The 23,072-nt window shown below is 45.2% G+C and carries 14 protein-coding genes and 1 pseudogene; 12 read left to right on the top strand and 3 right to left on the bottom strand.

Features of this window, described 5'->3' with window-relative positions:
* Positions 1-6 precede the first annotated feature (6 nt).
* The 4 genes from Q4563_RS09990 (at position 7) to acnA (ending at position 5,607) form a co-directional block, all read left to right on the top strand.
* Entirely contained in the window at positions 7-1,032 is a 1,026-nt protein-coding gene (locus Q4563_RS09990) for a COX15/CtaA family protein (RefSeq protein WP_215974747.1), read from the top strand.
* A 37-nt stretch (positions 1,033-1,069) separates the two neighbouring features.
* Positions 1,070-1,978 (top strand): heme o synthase, encoded by a 909-nt coding sequence (gene cyoE, locus Q4563_RS09995; RefSeq protein WP_215974748.1) that lies wholly within the window; start codon positions 1,070-1,072, stop codon positions 1,976-1,978.
* 13 nt (positions 1,979-1,991) lie between these two features.
* Positions 1,992-2,645: an SCO family protein gene (locus Q4563_RS10000; protein ID WP_215974749.1), complete on the top strand. Its 654-nt coding sequence runs from the start codon at positions 1,992-1,994 to the stop codon at positions 2,643-2,645.
* 226 nt (positions 2,646-2,871) lie between these two features.
* Entirely contained in the window at positions 2,872-5,607 is a 2,736-nt protein-coding gene (gene acnA, locus Q4563_RS10005; protein ID WP_303604409.1) for an aconitate hydratase AcnA, read from the top strand.
* A gap of 24 nt (positions 5,608-5,631) precedes the next feature.
* Here acnA and Q4563_RS10010 read toward each other — a convergent pair whose 3' ends face one another.
* On the bottom strand, positions 5,632-6,657 hold the full coding sequence (locus Q4563_RS10010) for an integron integrase (RefSeq protein WP_303604410.1): 1,026 nt from the start codon (positions 6,655-6,657) through the stop codon (positions 5,632-5,634).
* A 357-nt stretch (positions 6,658-7,014) separates the two neighbouring features.
* On the opposite strand from Q4563_RS10010, the gene Q4563_RS10015 reads away from it, so the two are divergent.
* Complete coding sequence (locus tag Q4563_RS10015; protein WP_215974752.1) at positions 7,015-7,485, top strand: hypothetical protein; 471 nt, start codon at positions 7,015-7,017, stop codon at positions 7,483-7,485.
* 210 nt (positions 7,486-7,695) lie between these two features.
* Here Q4563_RS10015 and Q4563_RS10020 read toward each other — a convergent pair whose 3' ends face one another.
* Positions 7,696-8,532 (bottom strand): oxidoreductase, encoded by an 837-nt coding sequence (locus tag Q4563_RS10020; protein ID WP_303604411.1) that lies wholly within the window; start codon positions 8,530-8,532, stop codon positions 7,696-7,698.
* A gap of 316 nt (positions 8,533-8,848) precedes the next feature.
* On the opposite strand from Q4563_RS10020, the gene Q4563_RS10025 reads away from it, so the two are divergent.
* The 4 genes and pseudogenes from Q4563_RS10025 to Q4563_RS10035 all read left to right on the top strand — a co-directional run bounded on the left by Q4563_RS10025 (position 8,849) and on the right by Q4563_RS10035 (position 12,756).
* Positions 8,849-9,745 (top strand): AraC family transcriptional regulator, encoded by an 897-nt coding sequence (locus Q4563_RS10025; RefSeq protein WP_303604412.1) that lies wholly within the window; start codon positions 8,849-8,851, stop codon positions 9,743-9,745.
* 1,257 nt (positions 9,746-11,002) lie between these two features.
* Positions 11,003-11,143, top strand: a pseudogene (locus tag Q4563_RS23625) (hypothetical protein); the annotation flags it as partial.
* 118 nt (positions 11,144-11,261) lie between these two features.
* Positions 11,262-12,245 (top strand): fatty acid desaturase family protein, encoded by a 984-nt coding sequence (locus Q4563_RS10030; protein ID WP_303604413.1) that lies wholly within the window; start codon positions 11,262-11,264, stop codon positions 12,243-12,245.
* Positions 12,246-12,312: 67 nt separating this feature from the next.
* Positions 12,313-12,756, top strand: coding sequence for a GNAT family N-acetyltransferase (locus tag Q4563_RS10035; protein WP_303604414.1), 444 nt, complete (start codon positions 12,313-12,315; stop codon positions 12,754-12,756).
* A gap of 133 nt (positions 12,757-12,889) precedes the next feature.
* Here Q4563_RS10035 and Q4563_RS10040 read toward each other — a convergent pair whose 3' ends face one another.
* On the bottom strand, positions 12,890-13,489 hold the full coding sequence (locus tag Q4563_RS10040) for a hypothetical protein (RefSeq protein ID WP_303604415.1): 600 nt from the start codon (positions 13,487-13,489) through the stop codon (positions 12,890-12,892).
* 1,105 nt (positions 13,490-14,594) lie between these two features.
* Between Q4563_RS10040 and Q4563_RS10045 the strand changes: the two genes are divergently transcribed.
* The 3 genes from Q4563_RS10045 (at position 14,595) to Q4563_RS10055 (ending at position 22,885) form a co-directional block, all read left to right on the top strand.
* Complete coding sequence (locus Q4563_RS10045; protein WP_303604416.1) at positions 14,595-16,985, top strand: DUF4962 domain-containing protein; 2,391 nt, start codon at positions 14,595-14,597, stop codon at positions 16,983-16,985.
* 297 nt (positions 16,986-17,282) lie between these two features.
* On the top strand, positions 17,283-20,492 hold the full coding sequence (locus Q4563_RS10050; RefSeq protein WP_303604417.1) for a TonB-dependent receptor: 3,210 nt from the start codon (positions 17,283-17,285) through the stop codon (positions 20,490-20,492).
* Positions 20,493-20,620: 128 nt separating this feature from the next.
* Positions 20,621-22,885, top strand: a complete 2,265-nt coding sequence (locus tag Q4563_RS10055; RefSeq protein ID WP_303604418.1) for a polysaccharide lyase 6 family protein — start codon at positions 20,621-20,623, stop codon at positions 22,883-22,885.
* Positions 22,886-23,072: the final 187 nt, after the last annotated feature.

Raw genomic sequence — 23,072 nt, forward strand, 5'->3', positions numbered from 1 at the left:
CGAACGATGACTAATGAAAGATGGGTGTGGGGATTTAGAATAGCACTACTGGCCACCGCGCTGGCCTCTTTAGTCGTGGTGCTCGGCGCATTTACCCGACTGGCGGATGCCGGGCTGGGCTGTCCAGATTGGCCCGGTTGCTATGGCCACCTGACCTGGCCGACAACGGCCGATCATGTCGAAGCTGCCGAAGCACTTTTTCCTGAATCGCCGGTTGAGCACGATAAAACCTGGCCGGAAATGGTTCATCGCCATTTTGCCGGAGCGCTCGGTTTATTGATTTTGGGCTTAACCATTGTAACCTGGCGCAAGGCCAGCAAAACCCGTACAGAAGTGCCACGTTGGCATACAGTTGGTTTGCTGGTGTTGGTGATAATTCAGGCCGCCTTTGGTATGTGGACGGTAACACTAAAGCTATGGCCACAAATCGTCACCGCACACCTATTGGGCGGTTTTGCCACTTTAAGCTTGCTCTGGTTATTGGTACAGCGCTTGGGACCTTGGCGCTGGGTGACCCAACAGCACCTAACACTACAATCGCTCAAGCCCTTAACTGTGTTGGCGTTAGTATTGGTTACCCTACAGATTGCATTAGGTGGTTGGACCAGCTCTAACTACGCCGCTCTAGCGTGTACCGACTTTCCAACATGCCACGGCCAATGGTGGCCAGAAATGGATGTTGTGCGCGGATTTAATTTAACGCAAACCATCGGCCCCAATTACTTAGGTGGGCTGCTGGAAGGCGATGCTCGCACGGCTATTCATATGGCGCACCGCTTCGGGGCTATTGTGGTGACCTTAACGTTATTACTGCTGTTGCGCCGCTTATTGCAGGTGCGAGTGGCGCGTCCAATGGGGCTGGTGTTGGCCACGGTTCTGGCCGCGCAAATTACCTTGGGCATCACCAATGTAATGGCTCACTTACCGCTGGCCATTGCTGTTGCTCACAATGCTGTAGGCGCTTTATTGTTGCTGTGCATGGTAACCTTGACGCACCGTGTCTATACAGCCAAAGTAGCGATACCACAGTAAGTGAAAACCCATAAATGAATAAACGAGTAACTGCTGCATGAGCCACACCCAAGCCGTTGAACAATCGCCCAGCTGGCGCGATTATTATGAATTAACCAAGCCCAAAGTGGTTATGTTAATGATCCTAACCTCGGTTATCGGCATGCTATTGGCGGTACCTGGTATGGTACCTTTGCATGTATTGATTATTGGCAACCTGGGTATTGCTTTGTGCGCGGGCTCGGCAGCGGCAGTCAACCACCTGGTGGATAAAGGCATCGACCAGAAAATGGCGCGTACTCACAATCGTCCGGTTGCCAAAGGGCGGGTCGGGCCGATGCAGGCTCTGGTATTTGCCGGTGTGATTGGCGCGCTGGGCATGGCGCTGTTGGTGATATTCATCAATACCCTGACGGCCGTCTTAACCTTGGTGTCGTTGCTCGGTTACGCTTTGGTTTATACGCTGTTTTTAAAGCGCGCCACACCGCAGAATATTGTTATTGGCGGTATCGCTGGTGCCGCGCCGCCGCTGCTGGGTTGGACGGCCGTAACCGGTACGCTCGATGGCCACGCATTGTTATTAGTGCTCATCATATTTGCCTGGACGCCCCCGCATTTTTGGGCTTTGGCCTTGCACCGCAAAGACGATTACGCCAAAGCGGGTGTCCCTATGCTGCCGGTTACCCACGGCGAAAAATACACCAAGCTGCATATTTTTCTATACACCATCATTATGATTTTGGTGACCTTACTGCCCTTTATTACCGGCATGATGAGTTGGATCTACTTGATTGGCACGCTCATATTAGGCGCGGGATTTTTATACTGGTCGTTTATGTTAATGGTCAGCAAGCGCGAAGGATTGGGGATGGAGACCTTTAAATACTCGATCATTTATTTAATGGCATTATTTGTGGTGATGTTGGCCGACCACTATTTGTTGCCTACCCATCCGCTGGGAATTTAACGGAGTCAATAGCATGAGTGATACGCAAAATACTGCCCGTAACATACGCTGGACAATTTTCGCCTGTGTGGTGTTTATGGCCGCTGCCGTGGCGCTGGTGGTGAATAAACTTGTCACCCCACGGGTTATGAGTAATGACGAGTTGCGTATCAATGGCGCTTTGATTTTTGAACAGCCGCGCCGCTTTGAGGCCTTTGAACTACTCGATCAAAATGGCGAGACATTCACCCAAGATGATTTTAAAGGCCATTGGTCGCTGTTGTTTTTCGGGTTTACACATTGCCCGGACATTTGCCCCACAACTATGGCCGAAATGTCGCGCTTAATGGGCGCACTGCCTGAACCCATTGCCGCCGATACCGAAGTTATGCTGTTTAGTTTAGACCCCGCGCGCGATACCCCCGCCATTATGAAAGAGTATGTGGCGTACTTTGGTGACGACTTTATCGGCGTAACCGGTGAGTTTTTAACCATGCGGCGCTTTGCCAACCAAGTGAATGTTGCCTTTAGCAAAGTCACCCAAGGCGATGATTACACCGTCGATCACTCCGGTAATATTGTGATTATTAACCCGCGTGGTGATTACCACGGTTTTTTTAAGCCCCCCTTCGAGTTGGCCAAACTCAAAGCGACCTTTAGCTCCATTTACCAAAGCTTCGACGGCTAACCTCGCCCCGGCAGCCGCGCTAGCCAGTTAAGTTAGCGCGGCTGCCGGGTGGGCGAATCTTGCAAAATCTTCTCTGATTTACAAAACCATAGGCGTTTAAGCCACTACCGACTCGCAAAACTGCCCATCTGGCCCTACGCTTAATAGATAAACGTGGCGGCGCGTTCTTTGCTTTATTAACTGGAAAGTAAGCGCCAAGTAATACAACTCAGCCGGGGAGGTTCAGGTGAAAAACAGCTTTAATGCCAAATCTACATTGACGGTCGCAGGTCAAGACTACCGCTATTTTCATTTAGGAGCGCTGGCCGATCAGTACAATCTCGATCGGTTGCCCTTTTGTCTGAAAATACTGTTAGAAAATTTATTGCGTAAAGAAGACGGTAAAAACGTTAGCGAACAAGACATACACACCCTGTGCCGCTGGCAGGGCTCTGATGAGGCCAGCGAACAGGTTAACTTTACCCCCGCGCGCGTGGTGTTGCAGGATTTTACCGGGGTTCCAGCCGTTGTCGATTTAGCCGCCATGCGCGCGGCTATGCGCGAACTAAAAGGCGACCCGGCCAAAATTAATCCGCTGGGGGCGGTGGACTTAGTCATTGACCACTCGGTAATGGTGGACTATTACGGCTCAGCCAACGCCCTGGCCAAAAATACCGAAATTGAATTTCAGCGCAACAACGAGCGCTACCAATTTTTGCGTTGGGGTCAGCAGGCCTTTTCTAACTTTAGAGTGGTGCCGCCCGGTACCGGTATCGTCCACCAAGTGAATTTAGAGTATCTGGCCAAAACTGTATTGGTGGAAGAGCAGGGCGGCGAGCGACTGGCGCTCCCCGATACTTTGGTGGGCACGGATTCGCACACCACCATGATTAACGGCCTCGGTGTACTCGGTTGGGGCGTGGGTGGCATAGAGGCCGAGGCCGCCATGTTGGGGCAGCCCATTACCATGCTTATTCCAGAAGTGGTCGGGTTCGAGCTAAAAGGCGAGCTGCCGCCCTCGGCTACCGCCACTGATCTGGTACTGACCGTCACCCAAATGCTGCGCGAGCACGGTGTGGTGGGTAAATTTGTCGAATTCTTCGGCGCAGGGCTGGCCAATTTGCCACTGGCCGACCGAGCCACGATCGCCAATATGGCGCCGGAATACGGCGCCACCTGCGGTATCTTTCCCATTGACGATGAAACCCTTAACTACTTAACGCTCACCGGCCGCACGGCAGAACAAATTGAGCTGGTAGAGGCCTACGCTAAAGCTCAGGGGTTGTGGCGTGGCGACGATGACCCCGTGGCAGATTACAGCGACATTCTCACGCTCGACATGGGCGATGTAGTGCCCAGTCTGGCTGGCCCCAAGCGCCCGCAAGATCGCATTGCCCTAACCGATGCGCAAGATGCTTTCCGGCAGTTGTTAACCGAAGAGCGTGAAGAACAGGGCAAGGTGCTCGCCTCCAGCGATGGTGAGCGTTTTGCCAGTGAAGGCGGGCAAACCGCCATCGACAATACCAATGTGGGCGATACCGGCGGTGTGCCGGTGGAGTACAAGGGTGAGCAGTTTACCCTGCAACCCGGCGCCGTTGTTATTGCCGCTATTACCTCCTGTACCAATACCTCCAACCCCGCAGTGTTAGTGGCGGCCGGTTTAGTGGCCGAAAAAGCGCGCGCACTGGGGCTCACCAGCAAACCCTGGGTAAAAACTTCATTTGCTCCCGGCTCGCAAGTGGTGCCCGCCTATATGCAAAACGCCGGCTTGTTAGAGCCGCTGGCCGAGCTGGGTTTTAATATTGTCGGTTTTGGCTGTACTACCTGTATTGGCAACTCCGGCCCGCTGCCCGACCCCATTCAAAACGCTATTCGCGCCGAAAACATGTTGGTGACCGGCGTGCTATCGGGTAACCGCAACTTCGAAGGCCGTATCCACCAAGACGTGCGCGCTAACTACCTGGCCTCGCCGCCACTGGTGGTTGCCTATGCGCTAGCGGGCAACATGAATGTCGACTTACTTAACGAGCCGCTGGGTACCTCGCAAGACGGCAAGGCGGTCTATCTAAAAGACATTTGGCCCACGCCGCAAGAAGTCGCGCAAACCATTGGCAGCGCCATGACCGATGGCCTGTACAGCGAAAAATACGCCGATGTATTTGCCGGCACGCCGGCTTGGCAGGCCCTGCCGGTACCGGATGACGACATTTACACCTGGCCCGACTCCACCTACGTGAAAAAACCGCCCTACTTTGAGGGCATGAACATGCAGCTGCCCGAACAAGGCGCGATACAACAGGCACGTTGCTTGGTTAAAGTGGGTGACTCCATTACCACCGACCATATTTCACCGGCCGGTGCCATTAAGCCCGACAGCCCCGCGGGCCTATACCTAAAAAGTCAGGGCGTTGAGCAAAAAGACTTTAACAGCTACGGCTCACGCCGCGGTAACCACGAAGTAATGGTGCGCGGCACTTTTGCCAATGTGCGTTTAAAAAACAAAATGGCCCCTGGCACCGAGGGCGGCTGGACCACCTATCTGCCGACCGACGAGCAAATGAGCATTTATGATGCATCGCAAAAATACCAGGCCGATAAAGTCCCGCTGATTGTGTTGGCCGGTAAAGAATACGGCACCGGTTCCAGCCGCGACTGGGCCGCCAAAGGTACCAATTTGTTGGGCATTAAAGCGGTGATTGCCGAAAGCTTTGAGCGCATTCATCGCTCCAACTTAGTGGGCTTTGGTGTACTGCCACTGCAATTTAAAGACGGTGAAAGTTATGAGTCTTTGGGGTTGGACGGCTCAGAAGTATTCGACTTTGCCGCCATTGAAGGCGAACCCAAAACCATAAACATAACCGCACACAAAGAGGGTAAAGAGATTAACTTTGAAGTGCGCGTGCGCATCGACACCGAAGTGGAGTGGGACTACTACCGCCACGGTGGTATTTTGCACTATGTGCTGAGGCAGTTGGCGGGGTGACTACGAATAGACGTATCGAGCAGGCTATGCGAAAGCATAGCCTGCGTTTTCTTCGCTTATTCCATCGATGGGGCTAATAACGCCTAGCTTTCCGCGCTTTACGACGTGTGTGTAAATCTCAGTTGTTTTAACATCAGAATGCCCCAGTAGCTCCTGAATCGTGCGTAAGTCGTAGCCACTCTCAAGTAAGCGCGTTGCAAAAGAATGCCTAAATGTGTGGCAGGTAACGTGTTTAGGAATGTCCAGTGAACGCATAATCCTGCGTAAATGCTTAGTAACAGCGGTATGATGTAAGTGATGCCTTCTAATTTCCCTCGTGCGAGGGCAGGGGCCGGGGCGGCTGGACGGAAACAAATACTGCCATTTGCTCGAAGTCGCGGCAGACGGATACTTTCTAGATAAAGCATCAGGCAGATAGACGCTGCCTAACCCGCTCTTTAGGTCGGTGCAGTGTAACTGCTTTACCAACTCTATTTGAGCTTTTATATCTGGCAGTAGAGATTGTGCTAACAAAGTCGTTCGGTCTTTACGCCCTTTGCCTTGCCGTACATGTAATATCAGGTTGTCAAAATCAATATCCAATAACCGTAGAGATAAACACTCCGCTTGCCGCAGGCCAGAGCCATACATAATAGAAAACATCAGCTTAAACGGTTGTTTTGCATGATCAATAATCGCTTGGGCTTCTACGTTTGATAGCACTGTTGGTATTCGTTGGTGCACCTTGGCGTACTTAAAGTTTAAATCCGTTAGAGGCTTTCGTAAAAACTCACGATACATAAACACTATGGCATTTAGGGCGATACGCTGCGTATTGGCCGAGTTATTGCGATCGGTGACCAGATGAGTTAGCCAAGCCTCGACCTCTGGCTCAGACAACGTTAGAGGGTGGGCCATCTTGCTGAAGCGTATAAAATTGACAACCCAATGCACATAAGTTTTTTCTGTTTGATAGGAAAGGCCCCTATATCGAATAAACCCACGAAGCTGATCGATAAATCGAACGCTTTTATGGGAAACGTAAACGGGTATATCGTTTGGTGTCTTCATAAGCGACTCCTATAGCTGTGTTTATATACAGTTATAGGTGAAAACACCCGTTATGCAAGCAGGTGAACATGAGACGGCTTACTTTCCGATTCTGAAAGCGCAACATTAAATGTGATATTTAGTAGATATTTCATGGGCTTAAAGACTCAAGCTCACGAGATGTAATAAACATGATACATTGCCGGCTGCTGTTCAATTTGGCTTCTTTACCTTTCTATCGAAATGCGCCAAATTTACGGAAATTATATAAATTACAGTGAGTTGTAGCGCATATCTAAAAGCATTCTGGGTGTGATACATTGCCGGGCGCATTTTACAACTCGCACATTAATAAGCTGTTAACTGCATAATTAAATTATGGATATATTAAAAGATATAGAAATTTTAAGTATCGCCAAATTGGCCATACCTGCACTTATATCAATTATTGGGTGGTTTATTCTCAGTAGCCTTTCTCGGTGGCGAGAGAAAGAGAAATTAAGAGAAGAAAAACGCTTTGAGTATCTTGAGCAGGCATACTTCAATATCACGCAGCTAAGAGCTGTAGGCAATCTAACTATTGAGGAGCTGTCCGCTTTATGGACTGAGATTTCATCTTCTATCGAGCTTTACGGTACTGAAACCCAGATTAATCTATGGAGAAGCATCGTAGATGAAATTTCAGGGGGGGAGTCTGACTACCAACAAGTAGACCCTCAACCAAAAATTGTTTCTTCGAAAGCACTGGGCCAGGTACTAGAAAGCATTAGAGATGAAATACGTGAACATCTGAAATATCAAAAAGTTGAAGGCGGGATTCCTTTTCTTGTTCACCATAAGAGCAGTTAACAAGCGCCAGCACAACCGCACACTACGTGTGCTGGACTCGCAACATGTTGCTCGCCTGTGTGGCGGGCGTTATATCTACTTAAGGATCTAACAAGTTTGTGGTTGTCCTCGCTTCCCTTTCCCTTGCACGACCAGATAGGTGCAGAGCGGCCGCCGAATAGTGGTGACCAGCAAGGCTGCTAGGGAAGTGAAGTGCTTGTACATCGTTGTTTACTCATAGTCCGTCGAGGCCGACAGGCTTTGCCACACATCGATTTCTGCGAGTCGCGCGGTGAGGCCGTTGCGGGCCATTTCCAACGCATCTGAGCCAAGCAATAGATGCAGTGGCGGTGTATCTGCATTCGCTAGCTTTACAATCGCTGGCCCAATTTTGACCGGATCGCCAGGTTGGTGATGACTGTAGCTTTTGTATGTGGCTTCAACCCTGCTCCGAACCTCTTCATAATCGTCGATAGGGTTATCGCAAAAACGTATCGATTTGTTATCCAGAAAGTCGGTACGAAAATAGCCGGGTTCGACGACTGTGACATTAATACCCATGGGTGCTAAATCATGAGCTAGATTGACGCTGAACCCATTTACAGCGAATTTGGACATTCCGTAAAGCGTGCAAAGATCAAATCCTATTTCGCCGCCGATTGAACTGATGTTAATGATATGGCCTGAACGCTGACAGCGCATCACTGGTAGGACCGCGCGTGTTAACCGTGTTACGCCAAACACATTGGTATCAAATTGGCGCCGTATATCTTCTTCCGAAGATTCCTCGAAAATACCGAGGTGGCCATAGCCGGCATTGTTCACCAATACGTCGATAGCGCCAAAACGTTCAACGGCGGCCTCCACAACTGAATCGGCTTGTGTGGTGTTTGTGACGTCTAGTGGCAAGCACAATAGCCGTTCAGTATGTTCGTTGAAGGCTGTACGCGTAGCATCCACGTTGCGTGCCGTAGCGACAACATTGTCGCCGCTCGCAAGTGCCGCACGTGCGACTTGAGCGCCCAGGCCACGAGCCGCACCGGTAATCAACCATGTTTTACTGGACATTACTTGGTTCTCCTTTTGGTGATGAATAATTTGTCATTTGATGTCTCGGTGGTTGAGGGTGCCAAACGCCCCCCAAGATTTGATAGAAATCGGAATATTCACTTGTATGGCACCTGTCTGTGACAACCCTGTTTGTACACGGATGTACCTACTTGCAATGCGAAGGCTAATGAGTCGAAAAACCTATGGCAGACACTATTTTCTATTGAAGGCCAAAAGAGAAGGTATTCTTGTTGTCTGGATTGTTTGCACGATCGTCCGACTATAATCTATTTCTCCTTCCCGAAAGCCGGGTGCAGCCGTATCATGAGACTCTATGAATACACTTGAGACTTTGGTTGATCTAATCGACCGCCACACTCAACGGGACGGTAGCCATATCAGCCCTGTTCCAGGGTTGAAACTGCTGCGTGCATCATCACCGAGCATGTCGATGCCAGTGATTTACGAGCCTACTCTGTGCCTTATTGTTCAGGGCGTGAAGCAGGTATGCCTTGGGACAAAGACTTTTCAATACGATACTGGTAATTATTTGATTGCCTCTGTCGAATTGCCAGTCGTAGGAACGGTCATTGAAGCCAGCAGTACAGAGCCTTATCTCTGCTTACAATTAGACTTGGATAAAAGGGTGCTATCGGATCTAGCAGTTCGCTACCCGGATCATTCTATTAAGGCATTTGCTTCTCCTACTGGTTTGGCACTCAACCGAACCACTGCTGCCTTGCACAACGCCGCGGTACGCCTAGCGGCCTTGCTGGACACTCCCGAGGACATTGATGCGCTTGCTCCACTTATTATTCAAGAAATTCTCTATCGCTTACTGACTGAGCCGGGCAGCAGTCTAATCAGAAAAATGGCGCAAGCCGATAGCCGATTGAATCAGATTGCTCGCACCATCCGTTGGATGAGAGATCACTTTCACGAGCCATGTCGTATTGAGCATGCGGCTAAAATCGCGGGTATGAGCCGCTCTACATTCCACTTACATTTCAAAGCCATTACCACCATGAGTCCGATTGAGTTTCGTACACATTTGCGCATGCACGAAGCCCGCCGGTTAATGGTTAGTGATGGGCTGGATGCCGCCAGTGCGGGTTTTAGAGTCGGCTATGAAAGTCCTTCGCAGTTCAGCCGAGACTATGTTCGCCTATTTGGATTGCCGCCTACAAAGCATACTGGACAGCTGCGCGAATTGTTTAATGCTGCACGATAAGGAAGGTTTGATGCGTATCTTGGTTTTAAAAAAATAGGACACCCACAGCTTAGAAAGGCTTAGCTTGGTATGGCTTTTTACTAACCGTTTTTATGTGCTTGGATCATTGAATCTTGAGTTATTAGGGAGTCGATCAATTTATCCAATTTACGGCATAATAATCTTGGTCATAAGGCCTATCGTGAATATCGGGCGAGAGGGAGTATCGGCTGGTTGTGGGTGGATACATTAGTGAGTACCCCAGTTGATCCTATTTAACTTTATAGAATCTCTATTTTTAGAAGATAGCATATTGCCCACTCCAGTGCTGTTAGGTATTGCAGATGAGCCGGTATCTATAAGTCTATAGACTTTAATGCGAATTAAAATAAGTAACCGGTGGGCTGCTTTAGGGTTAATCTCATAAAAAGAAGATAACGAAATAGAACGGATTCAAAGGTTGTTTGCCATTTATATTAAACGCATAAACCTAAATATGCAGTTGTCAGAAGGAGGGGTACAGATATAGGGATCTCATTCGTTATCTTGGCATTAGGTAAAGAAATAAAATATGAGGCGTTTACATGGTATAACTATGATCAGTAGCAAATGAGATATAATAAGTCGTTTTAGTGTTCACATACAAAAATCCGTGCGGCTAGAGTGGTTTATGCTTCGATTCTATTAATTTCTAAATTGTGTGTTAAGTCTAAAGAGGATTGTTAGTGGATTTGGAGCGTACAGTTATATTTAGTAATGTTACACATGTCATTCTTGGTGGGTCGTATCTAATTTCTCTCTTTTCGTTATTTCTGTTGCGATCGAAAATAAAGAGTATAGGTATAAACTTTGCCATTGTTGGTTTTCTCAGTCTCCTTATAGTTTCTTTTCTTAATGCATTTACAGGACATTTTTTTAGTCTAGAAACAATTAAAGAAATAGCGATATGGAGATACTTGGTTGAATGTATTAGCTTTTTTACCATAAGCTTGGGTGTTCTAATTTTTAGTTTAGGTTTTAAAAAGAAATCTAAATAAGGAAAAGTACGCCTTGAGCTTGCCCCACTTTATCGGACATCTTTAGATAACTCATCTGAAGGTGGGAATGCCAAAATATAAAAAGCCACGTAAAACATGAGTATATTCAATAGAGTTCAATGTGCCGACGGAAAAATGAGCTACGGTGCCGGCATCCAAAGTAAACAGGTAGCAGGGCGAGTGTTGGCATAACGCACAGTGAGTATTGTCCTGTATGATGCACTTATGATCATTACATCACTCACTGAAAAGCGTACTTATAGGGAATGTCCGGTTTCAGAGTTTTCGTGATTTGCATCGAGCATTAAAACGATATATAAACAATTCCTACAATACGGTGAGCTTGCAGTCATGGAGTAAATACTCGCCGATAGAGTATTAGCTCATGGAAGGTTGGGATTATAAGAGGCCAATTTTGTGGGAGCAGATCAACTTCTTTGAAAACACAGAATTATGATTTATGGTAATTCTTGAATTAAATTTAAATCAAAGTAAATTTTATGGAAAAATCGGATTGGAATACAATAAGGAAGCAATTTCCGCGAAAAGGGTTGTCTAGAGCAACCTTACTTATTTGGATGTGCGATTTACTTTTGATTGGATTTTCTTTGTTTCTCTTTCAGTTGAAAGGTGTTTATATAATATTATCTTGGTTTTTTCTAACCATAGCTCTATTACACACTTACTTGTTACAACACGAAGCAACTCACAATGCTTTATCTAAAAGTAGTACGGTTAATGATTCTCTGGGGCATTTTTTTAGTTGGTTGATTTTCATGCCTTATCTCTCAAGAAAGCGATCGCACGTATTACATCACCGTTATACAGGGCATCCGACTCTCGGTCCTGCTAACAAAAGGGCGATTGAGTTTTTCTCTGTCCTCTCTGACGATATGTCTAGAAAATTAGAGCTGATTTGGAAATATTGGATACCTCTATTTGTACTAAATGATAGAGTCGGTCTTTGGCGAGATCCATTTCAAAACACTCATAAAAATCATGATTCTCTATCCCTTAAAAAAGAACGAAATTATTCAATTTTATATATTTTATTATATCTACTGGCGCTAATAGTACTGTTTAGAACTTCTCTCTTGGTGACGGTATTATTTTGGTATCTTCCTGCACTTATATTTTTATTTTATTTGGAGGAGCTAGTTAATTTGCCACACCATGCGGAAACTCCATTGTTAGGTAAGGAAGAAAAGCCGTTGCATTTCTCTAAGCAATATTTAGTGTCCCATTCATGCAAGCATGTACCTATTTGGTCAAATATTTTTTTGTTAAATTTTAACCGCCATATTCCACATCATCTGTTCCCTTGGGTTCCCTGGGATCAGCTTCCTCGTTTAGAGGATAAGATAAGAATGAATATTGCTCCGTATATAATAGAAGAAAAAACCCGCAATGAAATTAAATGGTCCATAACAAATCGTAAACGTTCGATCTTAGATATAATAGGGCATTATTTTGATAAGCGATAGTGTTTTTGAAATTAGAAAAGTAATTTAAACGTAACAATACTCTTTAATCAAAATTATATTACTCAATATGAATTTTAAATTAGTAGAAACTGATAAAGAACGCCATTTGGTACAAAAACTGTATCATGATTGCTTGGTGTTAGAAAGCAACATGCAAATTCAGGAGTCTGGAATTATTAATATGTACCCTCAATTGGAGGACCGGTACAATAGCGATGTGATATTCGTTAAAGAAGAAGATAAAATAGTGGGTACTATTAGCATTTCAAAAGATATTCACTTGGGCGCACCTGCTGATAAATACTTTCCCAATGAAATGACACAGATACGTAAAAACAACAACAAAATATGTAATGTCTGGCGTATCTGTACGCACCCAGAATACAGATCAAGAAATAGCTTAATAAAAAAACTCTTAAAACAGGCAATACAAATTATTATTAAAAAAGATTATGAGGAGATTGTTATAGCAGTGAACCCTGATAATGGTTTTTTTATAAGAGGGTTTTAAATTTTACTGAAATTGCTCGAACCGCTCAAATGCCTAACGAATTAATATCAGCCGGAGTTATTCTAATGAGGGCACCTCTTAAAGAATTACCGGAATATTGGAAAAAAGATGTTTCATACTTCTAATCAATCAATTACTGATTAACGTCAAAAAGAAGCGGTTTTACTTGTGCGCGCTTTATAATAGTTTCCACAATAGGCAGCACTACTTCAATTTTGGCACTGTCTACTATGGATAATGTAATCCAATAAATGGCGTTATTGTGTTTAAGTAGATAAAAGCCAACGCGCTGGTTTACTTTATCTTCGGAAAACTCATAGACCCTGTACCATACTTGTGCATCTTGATTCGTAAAAAATTGGGCACGATCAAGAACCGATATTGTATTGGACAAACTGCGGTGTTTTAATTTTCGCTCTAATATTCGCCAAAGCATATGATTCCGTTTCCAGCCGCTGATCATGCTAGCTGAAATAAAATAACTTGGTTGGTTGCTTAAGTAGCCAGCCAAAACCGTAGAATCGCTGGTGTCTGGATGTTGTATGGTGGATATAATTAGAGAGTCGGGAGGAGCGAGTAAAAGTCCAGGCGCTAATTCTACCGTTGGGTTTGCAGCCCATGCTGGAATGATAATAATGCAGAGTAATACGACGGCAGCAGGCTGGCGCAGGCGGCAAGCGTATAACGACCAGGCAATAAAAGACCGGGCGCTTAGGCTTAGAAGTGCTAGCAAATCTAGCCGAGGCCTGCATATACGCATGTTATTGATTTAACCCACATTGGCTACAGCTAATTAACACTGCAACGTCTGACTATTATTGTAGTGATCACTTTCCAGTTTCCCACGCGACCATCTTATAAGAGTTTTACCGACTTTTGTGTTTTTGTGCAACCCATTTCAGGTTTTAGAGTGATCCTTCAAATATAGTACCTAGAGGTAAAGAATACAATATTGTCAGTCTTTAGATGGCGGAAAACACTAAATCAGTCGTTAGTTAAGGAGCGAAGTCATACCTCGTGAAGGAGAAAACAATTTGAGTTTAGCCAAATAATGTACCTGTTAGAGTGTATTGGCCAACTAGGTGGTGGTTGAAACAGATACGCAACGGCTAGCTAGTGTAGAGCAATTTAATATTTCCAATAATAACAGTGAAATAACATTAACCGATTTTGAGTATGACGGTAAGCCCACTCTACGATAGGTCTTTGGCATATATACGCAAGCGGTACGGGGCACATATTCCAATAGATACAGCGTTAAATTTCTGACAGGTACTGGATTGCAATTCATTCTAGGTCGTAATAGTCAGCTTAATATTAATAATGATGACGCCAAAAAGAGAAGTACGCCTTGCAGCATAAAAGTAAAATGTCCAGCGCTGTCATTATTGTTTTGTCTTCAGTAGGAAGAGCCCTGGCCATTGATTAATAATCAGAATTCTCTAATGGATAAGAACAAAGTGAACAAGTTAACGAAGAGAAAATTTCCATTAGTATTCTCTGAATTTAATCGGCCACGTTGATTTAAAACACACTGGTGATTATGAGGATTTAGCCAGCGCCGATGCTAGGAGCAGAGGGAGTGATCGAGAGACGGAACACGAACGAGAAAAACCATAAATTGGCAGATCATGCCATTCTCAATTCGTATTTTATAAATAGAACATAAGTGAATTATCGTTTAACAGTTTCTATAAGGGTGTATTTAAAGGCGAGTGTATTTTGAAAAGAACGATTTCGGATGAAATAAAATATAAAGTATCAGATCTATTAGTGCCGATTTCAGATTTACGCTTTTATGGCCCCTTGTATTAGGTATTGATAAGAAAGGGTACATTATGAAATTTAGATTACTATTTGTCGCCAGCTTAACCCTAATGGTAAATGCTGGGTATGCGGAGGTGGCATTCCCAGAAAAACAACCAGAAAACGGAAATTTTAATAGGCCAATTCCCAACCAAGTGGTGGATGTATCGCCTCCGGGTTTTAGTTGGTGGCGTGCGGCACCGAGGGGTGAGGTCAGTTATCGTTTGTCGATTGATAGTGACGCTGGAAAGCCTGTGTATGTTTCAAAGTTGCAGAAAGATCCTGTCTATGTTCCCAGTGAAGTGTTGGCACAAGGTGAATATGTATGGCGAGTTGAGGCTGTTAACAAACAGGGGGAAACAGTCGCGATTAGAGCCCCGCAAGCGTTTACTGTCGCCGACGATGCTTTGGACTTGCCTTGGGTTGATCCAAAAACCTTGCTGCAACGAGTGGAGCTTGAGCACCCCCGATTATTATTTCCAAAGGCACAATTAGACGAAGTGAAAAAAACATTGAAGGGGGAACGCAAGCTCGCTTTTAATGATCTGAAAGCTATGGCTGATACTGCGCTTACTATGGAACTTATGGTGAAGCCAGATTTTGATAAATATGATATTGAAAAGGAATACCCCGCTCGGCGCACGGCGTACCGAGCCTCCTATTTAAAATTCACCGATGTATACACACAAGGTATGACTCCCTTGGCATTGGTTTACTTAATGACCGGTGAAGAAAAATATGGCTTGGCGGCAAAAAAACACCTACTGCATGTACTTGATTGGGAGCTAGAGGGTATTGGTTCACTGGATGAGGGGTTTGATGAAATAGGATTGCGTATTGCTCGCACTGCCGCTCAGGGCTATGACTGGTTATACGATCTATTAACGGAAGAAGAACGCAAGGCCGTTAAGAAGATGCTGCTCGCCCGTGGCGATCAAATGTTAAATCGTTTAAAAGGGCGGGATTATTTAAATTTCTCGATCTACAGTCACGATGGCCGATTGCCTGGCTATTTGATGGAGTTTGCTATTGTTCTGGCTGAGGAAGAGCGAACCGTTGAGTGGTTGGACTATGCTCTTAAAGCATGGCTAACGGTTTATCCGCATTGGGGAGGCAGCGAGGGTGGTTGGGCCGAAGGCGTACACTATGCCATGTCTTATAATGATCGGTTTATTACTCCTTTGCAGTCGCTCTATGTGGCGACGGGCTACAATTTATGGAATAAAGCCTATCTAAGAAATATGCGACACTTTCTTACCTATGCGGTTGCGCCTCTGGGGGAGGTGATTCCATTTGGCGATATGGAGCATAATCCGGTAAGTAATTACGCTGGTGATCTATACTCAATTTTAACTTTCCATGCTTTGAATTATGGAGATGCTAAAGCTAGATGGTGGGCCGAACAGTATAAGGATCAGCGAATGAATACGCGGCGACTGGGAGCTATGCATCGTTTAATTCACCCTGATGCTATCGGTTCGCAAAAGCCTAATAAAATGCCACAGGATAAATTATTTTCAGGCATTGGCTGGGCCGCATTACATTCAGATATTTTAAATCCTACAAGTGATTTAATGCTGTTGTTTAAAAGCTCGCCTTTTGGTTCGGTTAGTCACAGCCATGCCGATCAAAATAGCTTTGCGATTATGAAAGGGGGTAAGGCACTGGCTCACCCTAGTGGTGCTCGCTTTCCACAACATTTCTCACCCTTTCATGTGGAGTATACCCGACAAACACTGGCTCATAACGCATTGCTAATTAACGGTGAGGGCCAAATTGACAGAGATGCAACAGCCACGGGAGGTATTGTCGATTTTCACAGTACCGAACACTTAGGTTATGTAGTAGGTGAAGCTGAAAGAACTTATGGTGACAGGCTTGATGAGTATCAGCGTCATGTTGTGATGATTCGACCCTCAGTGGTGCTTATTATTGATGATATGGCGGGGCCAGTACCTTTTACTGTTGATTGGTTATTGCACAGTAAAGAGGCAATGCACCTTGATCAGGGCAAACAACGTATAGACTCCACCCGTGGTGATGAGAAAATGCGTACTTATCTGTTGGCGCACGAGGAGCTCGAATTTACCGTTTCGAATCGATGGCCGGTTGATCCAAAAAAGGATTACCCAATGGTTGAAACACCGGCGCCGGCTAACGAGTGGCATTTTTCTGCGCACTCCGGATCACAAGCCAAGCAAAAAGTTATAGCTGCGGTAATGCTAATTGCCGATAAGGGTGTTTATCCAGATGTAGAGATGACCCGTAAAGGTGGAAAAATTACTTTAAGTGGCCAGGTTGGTGGCGACCACTGGGAGGCTGTTTTACAGGTAAATCCACAGGAGAAAAATAGCGAGCAATTACTCGATTTGTGGTATCAAACGGCTGAAGAAGGGCTACCAGAGACGATTAAAATTCCATAAATCTATATAATTTACGTTCCTTAGCGCCCAGTGTGCCAGAATTAAACGTGGTGCATTGGGCGATTTTTTTCCCAGTGCCGTAAAAGCCTAGTGCTCGGTAGAGAAAAAGAACTGTTCTACTAGCACTAAGATTTAAATATTAATAATATTTATGGCGGAAGCTAAATCCTCAGTCGTCTAATAAAAAGCGGAGTAAATAACTTCGCGTGGGAGAGAGTTGAAGTGACTATAAAGCCAAAAGCAATACTTCCTGTGTTATTGGGTTGTGCGCTATCTGCTCAAGCGGAGACTTCTCAATTGGGAACGACCGTTAACTTCAATATCTCTAGTGATAAAGCCGACATAACTCTCACCGAGTTTGCTCAGCAATCGAACCTAACGGTGATCGTTCCTTACGACAAAGTATTTACCATCGATACCCCCGCACTTGAAGGAAATTATTCCATTATAAATGCGGCAGTAACTTTGCTGGAAGAAACTGGTCTTCGCTTGGCGGTGAACCAAAATGGTCAGCTCACTATTAGAACGAATAACGATATAAAGAGGATTGACTCCATGCTGCAGAAAAATAAACTATCCAGCGCCGTAATCATGGCTCTAAGTACGTTGGCGAGCGCGCAAACTATCGCGCAGGAAACGGAACTTGCCTATGAAGAAAATAAAGATGAAATGGTGATTGAAGAGGTCATCTCGATCGGTATTCGTGGCAGTTTATCAGCGGCCATAGATGTTAAACGTGATTCAGATCAAATCGTCGATGCGATCGTAGCGGAAGATATTGGTAAGCTGCCTGACAACAATATTGCCGAGGCGCTGCAAAGGGTAACCGGGGTTTCAATTAACCGTGACTTTGGTGTTGGCTCAGAGGTTTCCATCCGGGGGTTGCCGCAGAATAGGGTTGAGTTAAATGGCCGATCGACACTGGGTGATGGGCGAAATGGTGTGAATTTTCAGGATTTTCCGGCGAGCTTTTTGTCGCGGGTTGAAGTAGTAAAGTCACCCACGCCGGAGATGATCGAGGGGGCTCTTGGGGGTACAGTTAATTTAAAAACGATACGACCGGTCGATTTAACCGAACCAGTTGCAGCCATTTCCATTGACGCTGAGTATGCGGATAAAACCGATAACTGGGCACCAATATTAAGTGCATCAGTGGGTAATAACTGGGACTTGGGTGATGCGGGGACTTTTGGGGCCATGGCAATGCTGTCCTACCAGGACCGCGAGTTGCGTCGCGATCGATACGAAGTCAACCTCTTCGTTTACGATGATATAGATATGAACCTCGACGGCGAAGTCGATGCTACTGATAGCGCTCAGAATACACCCAGTGGACAGTATGTAGTACCTATGGGCCATAAGTACGAACCCTATATAGAAGAGCGCGAGCGTACTGCGTTTAATGTGTCTTTACAGTGGGAGCCGGCATCGGGCCAGGGTAATTTTTATCTGGATTTAAATGGTACTGAACGCGATGGGAACCAAGAAGCTTATTCAATTCTTCCATCGGAAGGCAATCCAGTGGCAACCAGTAGCTCTTTTGAAGATGATAAAGGGATGCTCAACAACTATCGTATTGAAGGCGTTGCTCTAATCCCTAAAACATGGAGTGAATTTCGGCAGACGGATACGACCTCGTCGGCACTCGGTGGCGAGTGGCACTTTACCGATAACATTAAGGTAAGTGGTGAGTACTCTTACGCTGAATCTAATACCTATCAACCTCGATCAGAATTTAATTTGCGTGGTGTAGACCCTGTCGCTGAAGCGGAAAATCCACAAGATACGAATGATTTTATAACCAGCTACTCTGTTATTAATGCCAATGACTCAATGCCCAGTGTAATTTTTGACGGTGGCAATCACATCAATAACAACAGTTTATTAGCTCTTCGGGAGTATAGAACCCGCGATTTATCCATCGACAACGAAGAAGAGGCATTTCGGCTAGACGCGCAGTACTCCGACATTGGTAAAGGTGATTGGCTTACCATCAAGGCCGGTTTCCGCACTACTGAACGCGATTATACGCGGCAAGAGGCTGAAGTAAGGTTAACAAACATTTATCGGGATATGTTCGACAGTAATGGCGATCCAGGTATTATTTGGGTAAATGATATTGAAAGTCAGTTTCCCGGTAGCATAATCTCACCCAATGTTTCGGCTGATGCGTTTGAGCATACGGGCTTTGCCGGCGCTAACGATTTGCGCGACTTTACCGTGTTTGATGCGGGAATCTTGAAAGATACTGAGCAAACATTCTCTATTGTGCAGAGTCTTCTGGCTGGCAGTAACTACAATAGCCCGGATAATAGCAATGGTTATATTGATACTTCCGGTAGTCGTGCTGACAATCTACAGGAAGTGACCGGTTCATACGCATTAATTAATGAACAAACCTCTGCGGCCTATTTACAATTCAATCTAGATTTTGAAAACGTCAAAATGGTCTTTGGTGGGCGTCAAGTAAATACCGAGCTAACCTCTACCGCCTATAACCAAGATGGCGATGCGTTAGTTTCAGAAACCAATAAGTACAATGACTTTCTGCCTAGCATGAACATGAGTGTTTATATTTCTGAAGACACGATTCTTCGCTTTGCCGGGGCTAAGGTTATGCGTCGAGCAGATTTTGATTTATTGAGTCCAACCTATCAATTTAATTCAGACCGCCTGCTTGCGACCAAGGGTAATCCTCAGCTTGAACCCTTTAGAGCGACACAATTTGATATTTCTGCGGAGCATTATTTTGGTGAAGGAGATATGTTATCGGCGACAGTTTTCTTCAAAAATGTGGAGTCCTTCCTGAAGTCTGAACAGTTTTGCTCTTATCAGCCCGAGGTTGTTCAGCAGCAAAACCTGACTGTACCACTTAATGTGTGTATCAGACCTACGGCGGTAGGGGATTCATCGACTTATTTATTCACCGATGATCCAGCAGAGCTTGCCAGTTACGTTGAGCAGGGAAGAAACGGTATTTTAACCACCGTATCTACCAATGGGTCGAGCGGTACCATTGAAGGTGTAGAGTTGGGATATCAGCAATCGTTCGACTCGTTACCAGGTGTATGGTCCGGTCTGGGGCTTATTGCCAACTACACTTTCTCGAAAAGTGAAGATCCAGATGGTGTGCCACTAGAAGATATTTCAGAAAACAGTGCAAACTTGCAGGTGTACTGGGAGAATGAAACGTTTGGAGTGCGTCTAGCTTACAGTTATCGCGACAAGTTCTTAGATAACAATCTGCATAAGCGTGTATCTCGTTTGGGGGATCAAGTGGCCTTTGGTACTGGGGCTGAAGATCCAACAGAGGGCAACGATTATCGAGATGGCTTGGAGCAAATTGATCTGTCTGCCAGCTGGAATGTGAATGATGCTCTAACTCTGGTGGCGAATGTTAATAACCTGACCGGTGAAGCGAATTTCAACCAGGGTGCTACAGGTACGACTTGGCAAATTCAGGAGTCAGGTCGCCGCATGTCATTGGGTGCACGCTACTCCTTCTAGGTTTTTAAGTTAGGCAACAATGCGGGCTCACCCACCAATTTAGGCATAGGCATTCGGTTTTGCCGAATGTCTGCGGGTGAGCCTTATTTCACCGGCCGTTTAGGCCCGCGATACTGCATGGTAGATGTATGAGATTTAATAACATAACAAAAGTATTACGCACTTTAGTGTGCTTGGTGTTCAGTGTGCTATTGCTCACGGTGCACGCTTCTGCTGAAGATTATTTGGTGATGGATAAGGAGCAATATACCTCGGCAGTTAAAAACCTCAAGCCGGGCGATACGATTGTATTAGCCAATGGGGTTTGGCATGATTTTGAAATAGTGTTTGAGGGAGTGGGTACAAAAGACAAACCCATTACTTTAACGGCGCAAACAAAAGGCCAGGTTGTTATTTCGGGCAAATCTAACCTGCGTTTGGCCGGCGAGCACCTGCTGGTGTCGGGGTTAGTCTTTAAAGATGGATACTCCCCTACCACTTCGGTTATATCATTCCGTAAAAATATCGATGAAATAGCAAATAACTCCCGTGTTACAGAAATTGTTATAGACCGATTTAATAAAGCATATCGCGGCGAGGCAGACTATTGGGTTGCGCTATACGGCAAGTTCAATCGATTTGACCATAGCCATCTGGAAGGTAAGGGTACTAAAGGGGTGACCTTGGCGGTGAGGCTCGACACTGAGGCAAGTCGAGAAAATCACCATCGGGTGGATCATAATTACTTTGGTCCAAGGCCAGTGCTGGGAGCAAATGGCGGTGAGTCGCTTCGTATAGGCACCAGTCATTACTCAAGATCGCGTTCGGAGACGACGGTTGACCATAACTACTTTTACCGAACCGATGGCGAACACGAAATAATCTCCAACAAGTCGGGCGGTAATCGCTACCAAAACAATGTTTTCTTTGAAAGTAAGGGTACGCTAACGCTTAGGCACGGCCATGACAACTTAGTAGAAAACAATGTATTTATTGGCAACGATATTATGCATACCGGTGGTATTCGAGTGATTAATGAACGTCAAGTGGTGCGTGGAAATTATCTTGAAAACCTTAAGGGTGAGCGTTTTCGAGGGGCTTTGGTAGTTATGAATGGTGTGCCCAACTCGCCATTGAATCGATACGATCAAGTGAAAGATGCAGTAATTACCAACAATACGGTTATTAATGCCAGTCAAATAGTATTGGGAGGTGGTAGCGATGACGAATTAACAGCTATTGCGGAAGATACGATTTTTACCAACAATCTTATCTACAATAAGAGTGGTGAAGATATATTTACTATTTATGATGATATTTCGGGCATAGAGTTTAGTGGCAATATTCTACACAAAGTGTCTAACCCAGATATTAAGAAAGGCTTTAAGGCGGAACAGGTTGTCTTGAAAAAATCTGACAATGGTCTGTTGTATCCTTTATCGAATGAACTTAAGAACGTCGGAGTTAGTGCGGACTTAAAACCAATTGATAAAAAATCAACCGGCGTGGCCTGGTATCCCAAACAAGAGAGGGGCGTTGAGTTTGGGGCGGGAAGCATTGTTAAGGTGAGTGCTGAACCAGGGGCATTGGAGCAAGCCGTAGAAAATGCATCGGCTGGTGATGTACTGGTGTTAGAGTCAGGTACATATTTTTTAACTAAGCTTGTGGTGATTGATAAACCACTAACTCTGCAGGGTGCGGGGGAGGTAACAATTGCGTATGAGCGTTCATCTTTGTTTGAGGTGGCAGAGGGCGGAAGCTTGCATTTGAAAGGGCTAACTATTACTGGTGCCAAAGCTCAGGATTACAGAGGTAATTCAGTAATTCGAACCAGCCGTCAGTCAATGCTTAGCAATTACCGATTGTTGATCGAAAGCTGTGTGGTGACGGACCTGGATGTAAATTTAAAATTCAATTTTATTCACGCCTCGCCAGGAACGCTCGCGGATAGTATTGAGATAATCAATTCAACATTTAGTGATATCAGTGGTTCTGTTATGAGTCTGGAGTCTGATAAAGACCCGCACGGAAATTATGTGGCAGATTATATTACTGTTCAGGGCTCGGAGTTTACCAATATTGGTGGAACAATATTACAAATCTTCAGTGAGGCTGGTGAGAGTGTCTTTGGCCCGCATTTTCTGATGGAGGATTCTGTCCTTGATCGTGTCGGCATGGGTAAAGATAATCTGAGTGGTGCGTCATTAAGTCTGCATGGTGTACTTGCAACGGATATTCGTAACAATAAGCTTATCGATAGCGCGCGAATAAAAGTTAATCATATTAAGGGTGAACCTAAAACCAATATTATTGACAATATATTTCAGGCGACTGAAAGGCCTGTTGTGAATGAGTTGTTTTATGTCAATAAGACGCCCAGCGCACATTTAGAAGGCAATAAATTTGTAAATTAGAGATATTGCTAGGAGTCTGATTACAGATAGGTATATATGCCTAAAAATTAACTGAATGAATCAATAGTTTTGTCTTGCTCAGGTCATATTTTCTCTCAAAGGGCCTATCTTCACCTTATGTGGGATATTAAATTTCTCGCGTAAGGTGTTTTTTTGTCTAAGTATACCGTTCTGTATATACACACTG

The organism is Gilvimarinus sp. 1_MG-2023, assembly GCF_030548285.1.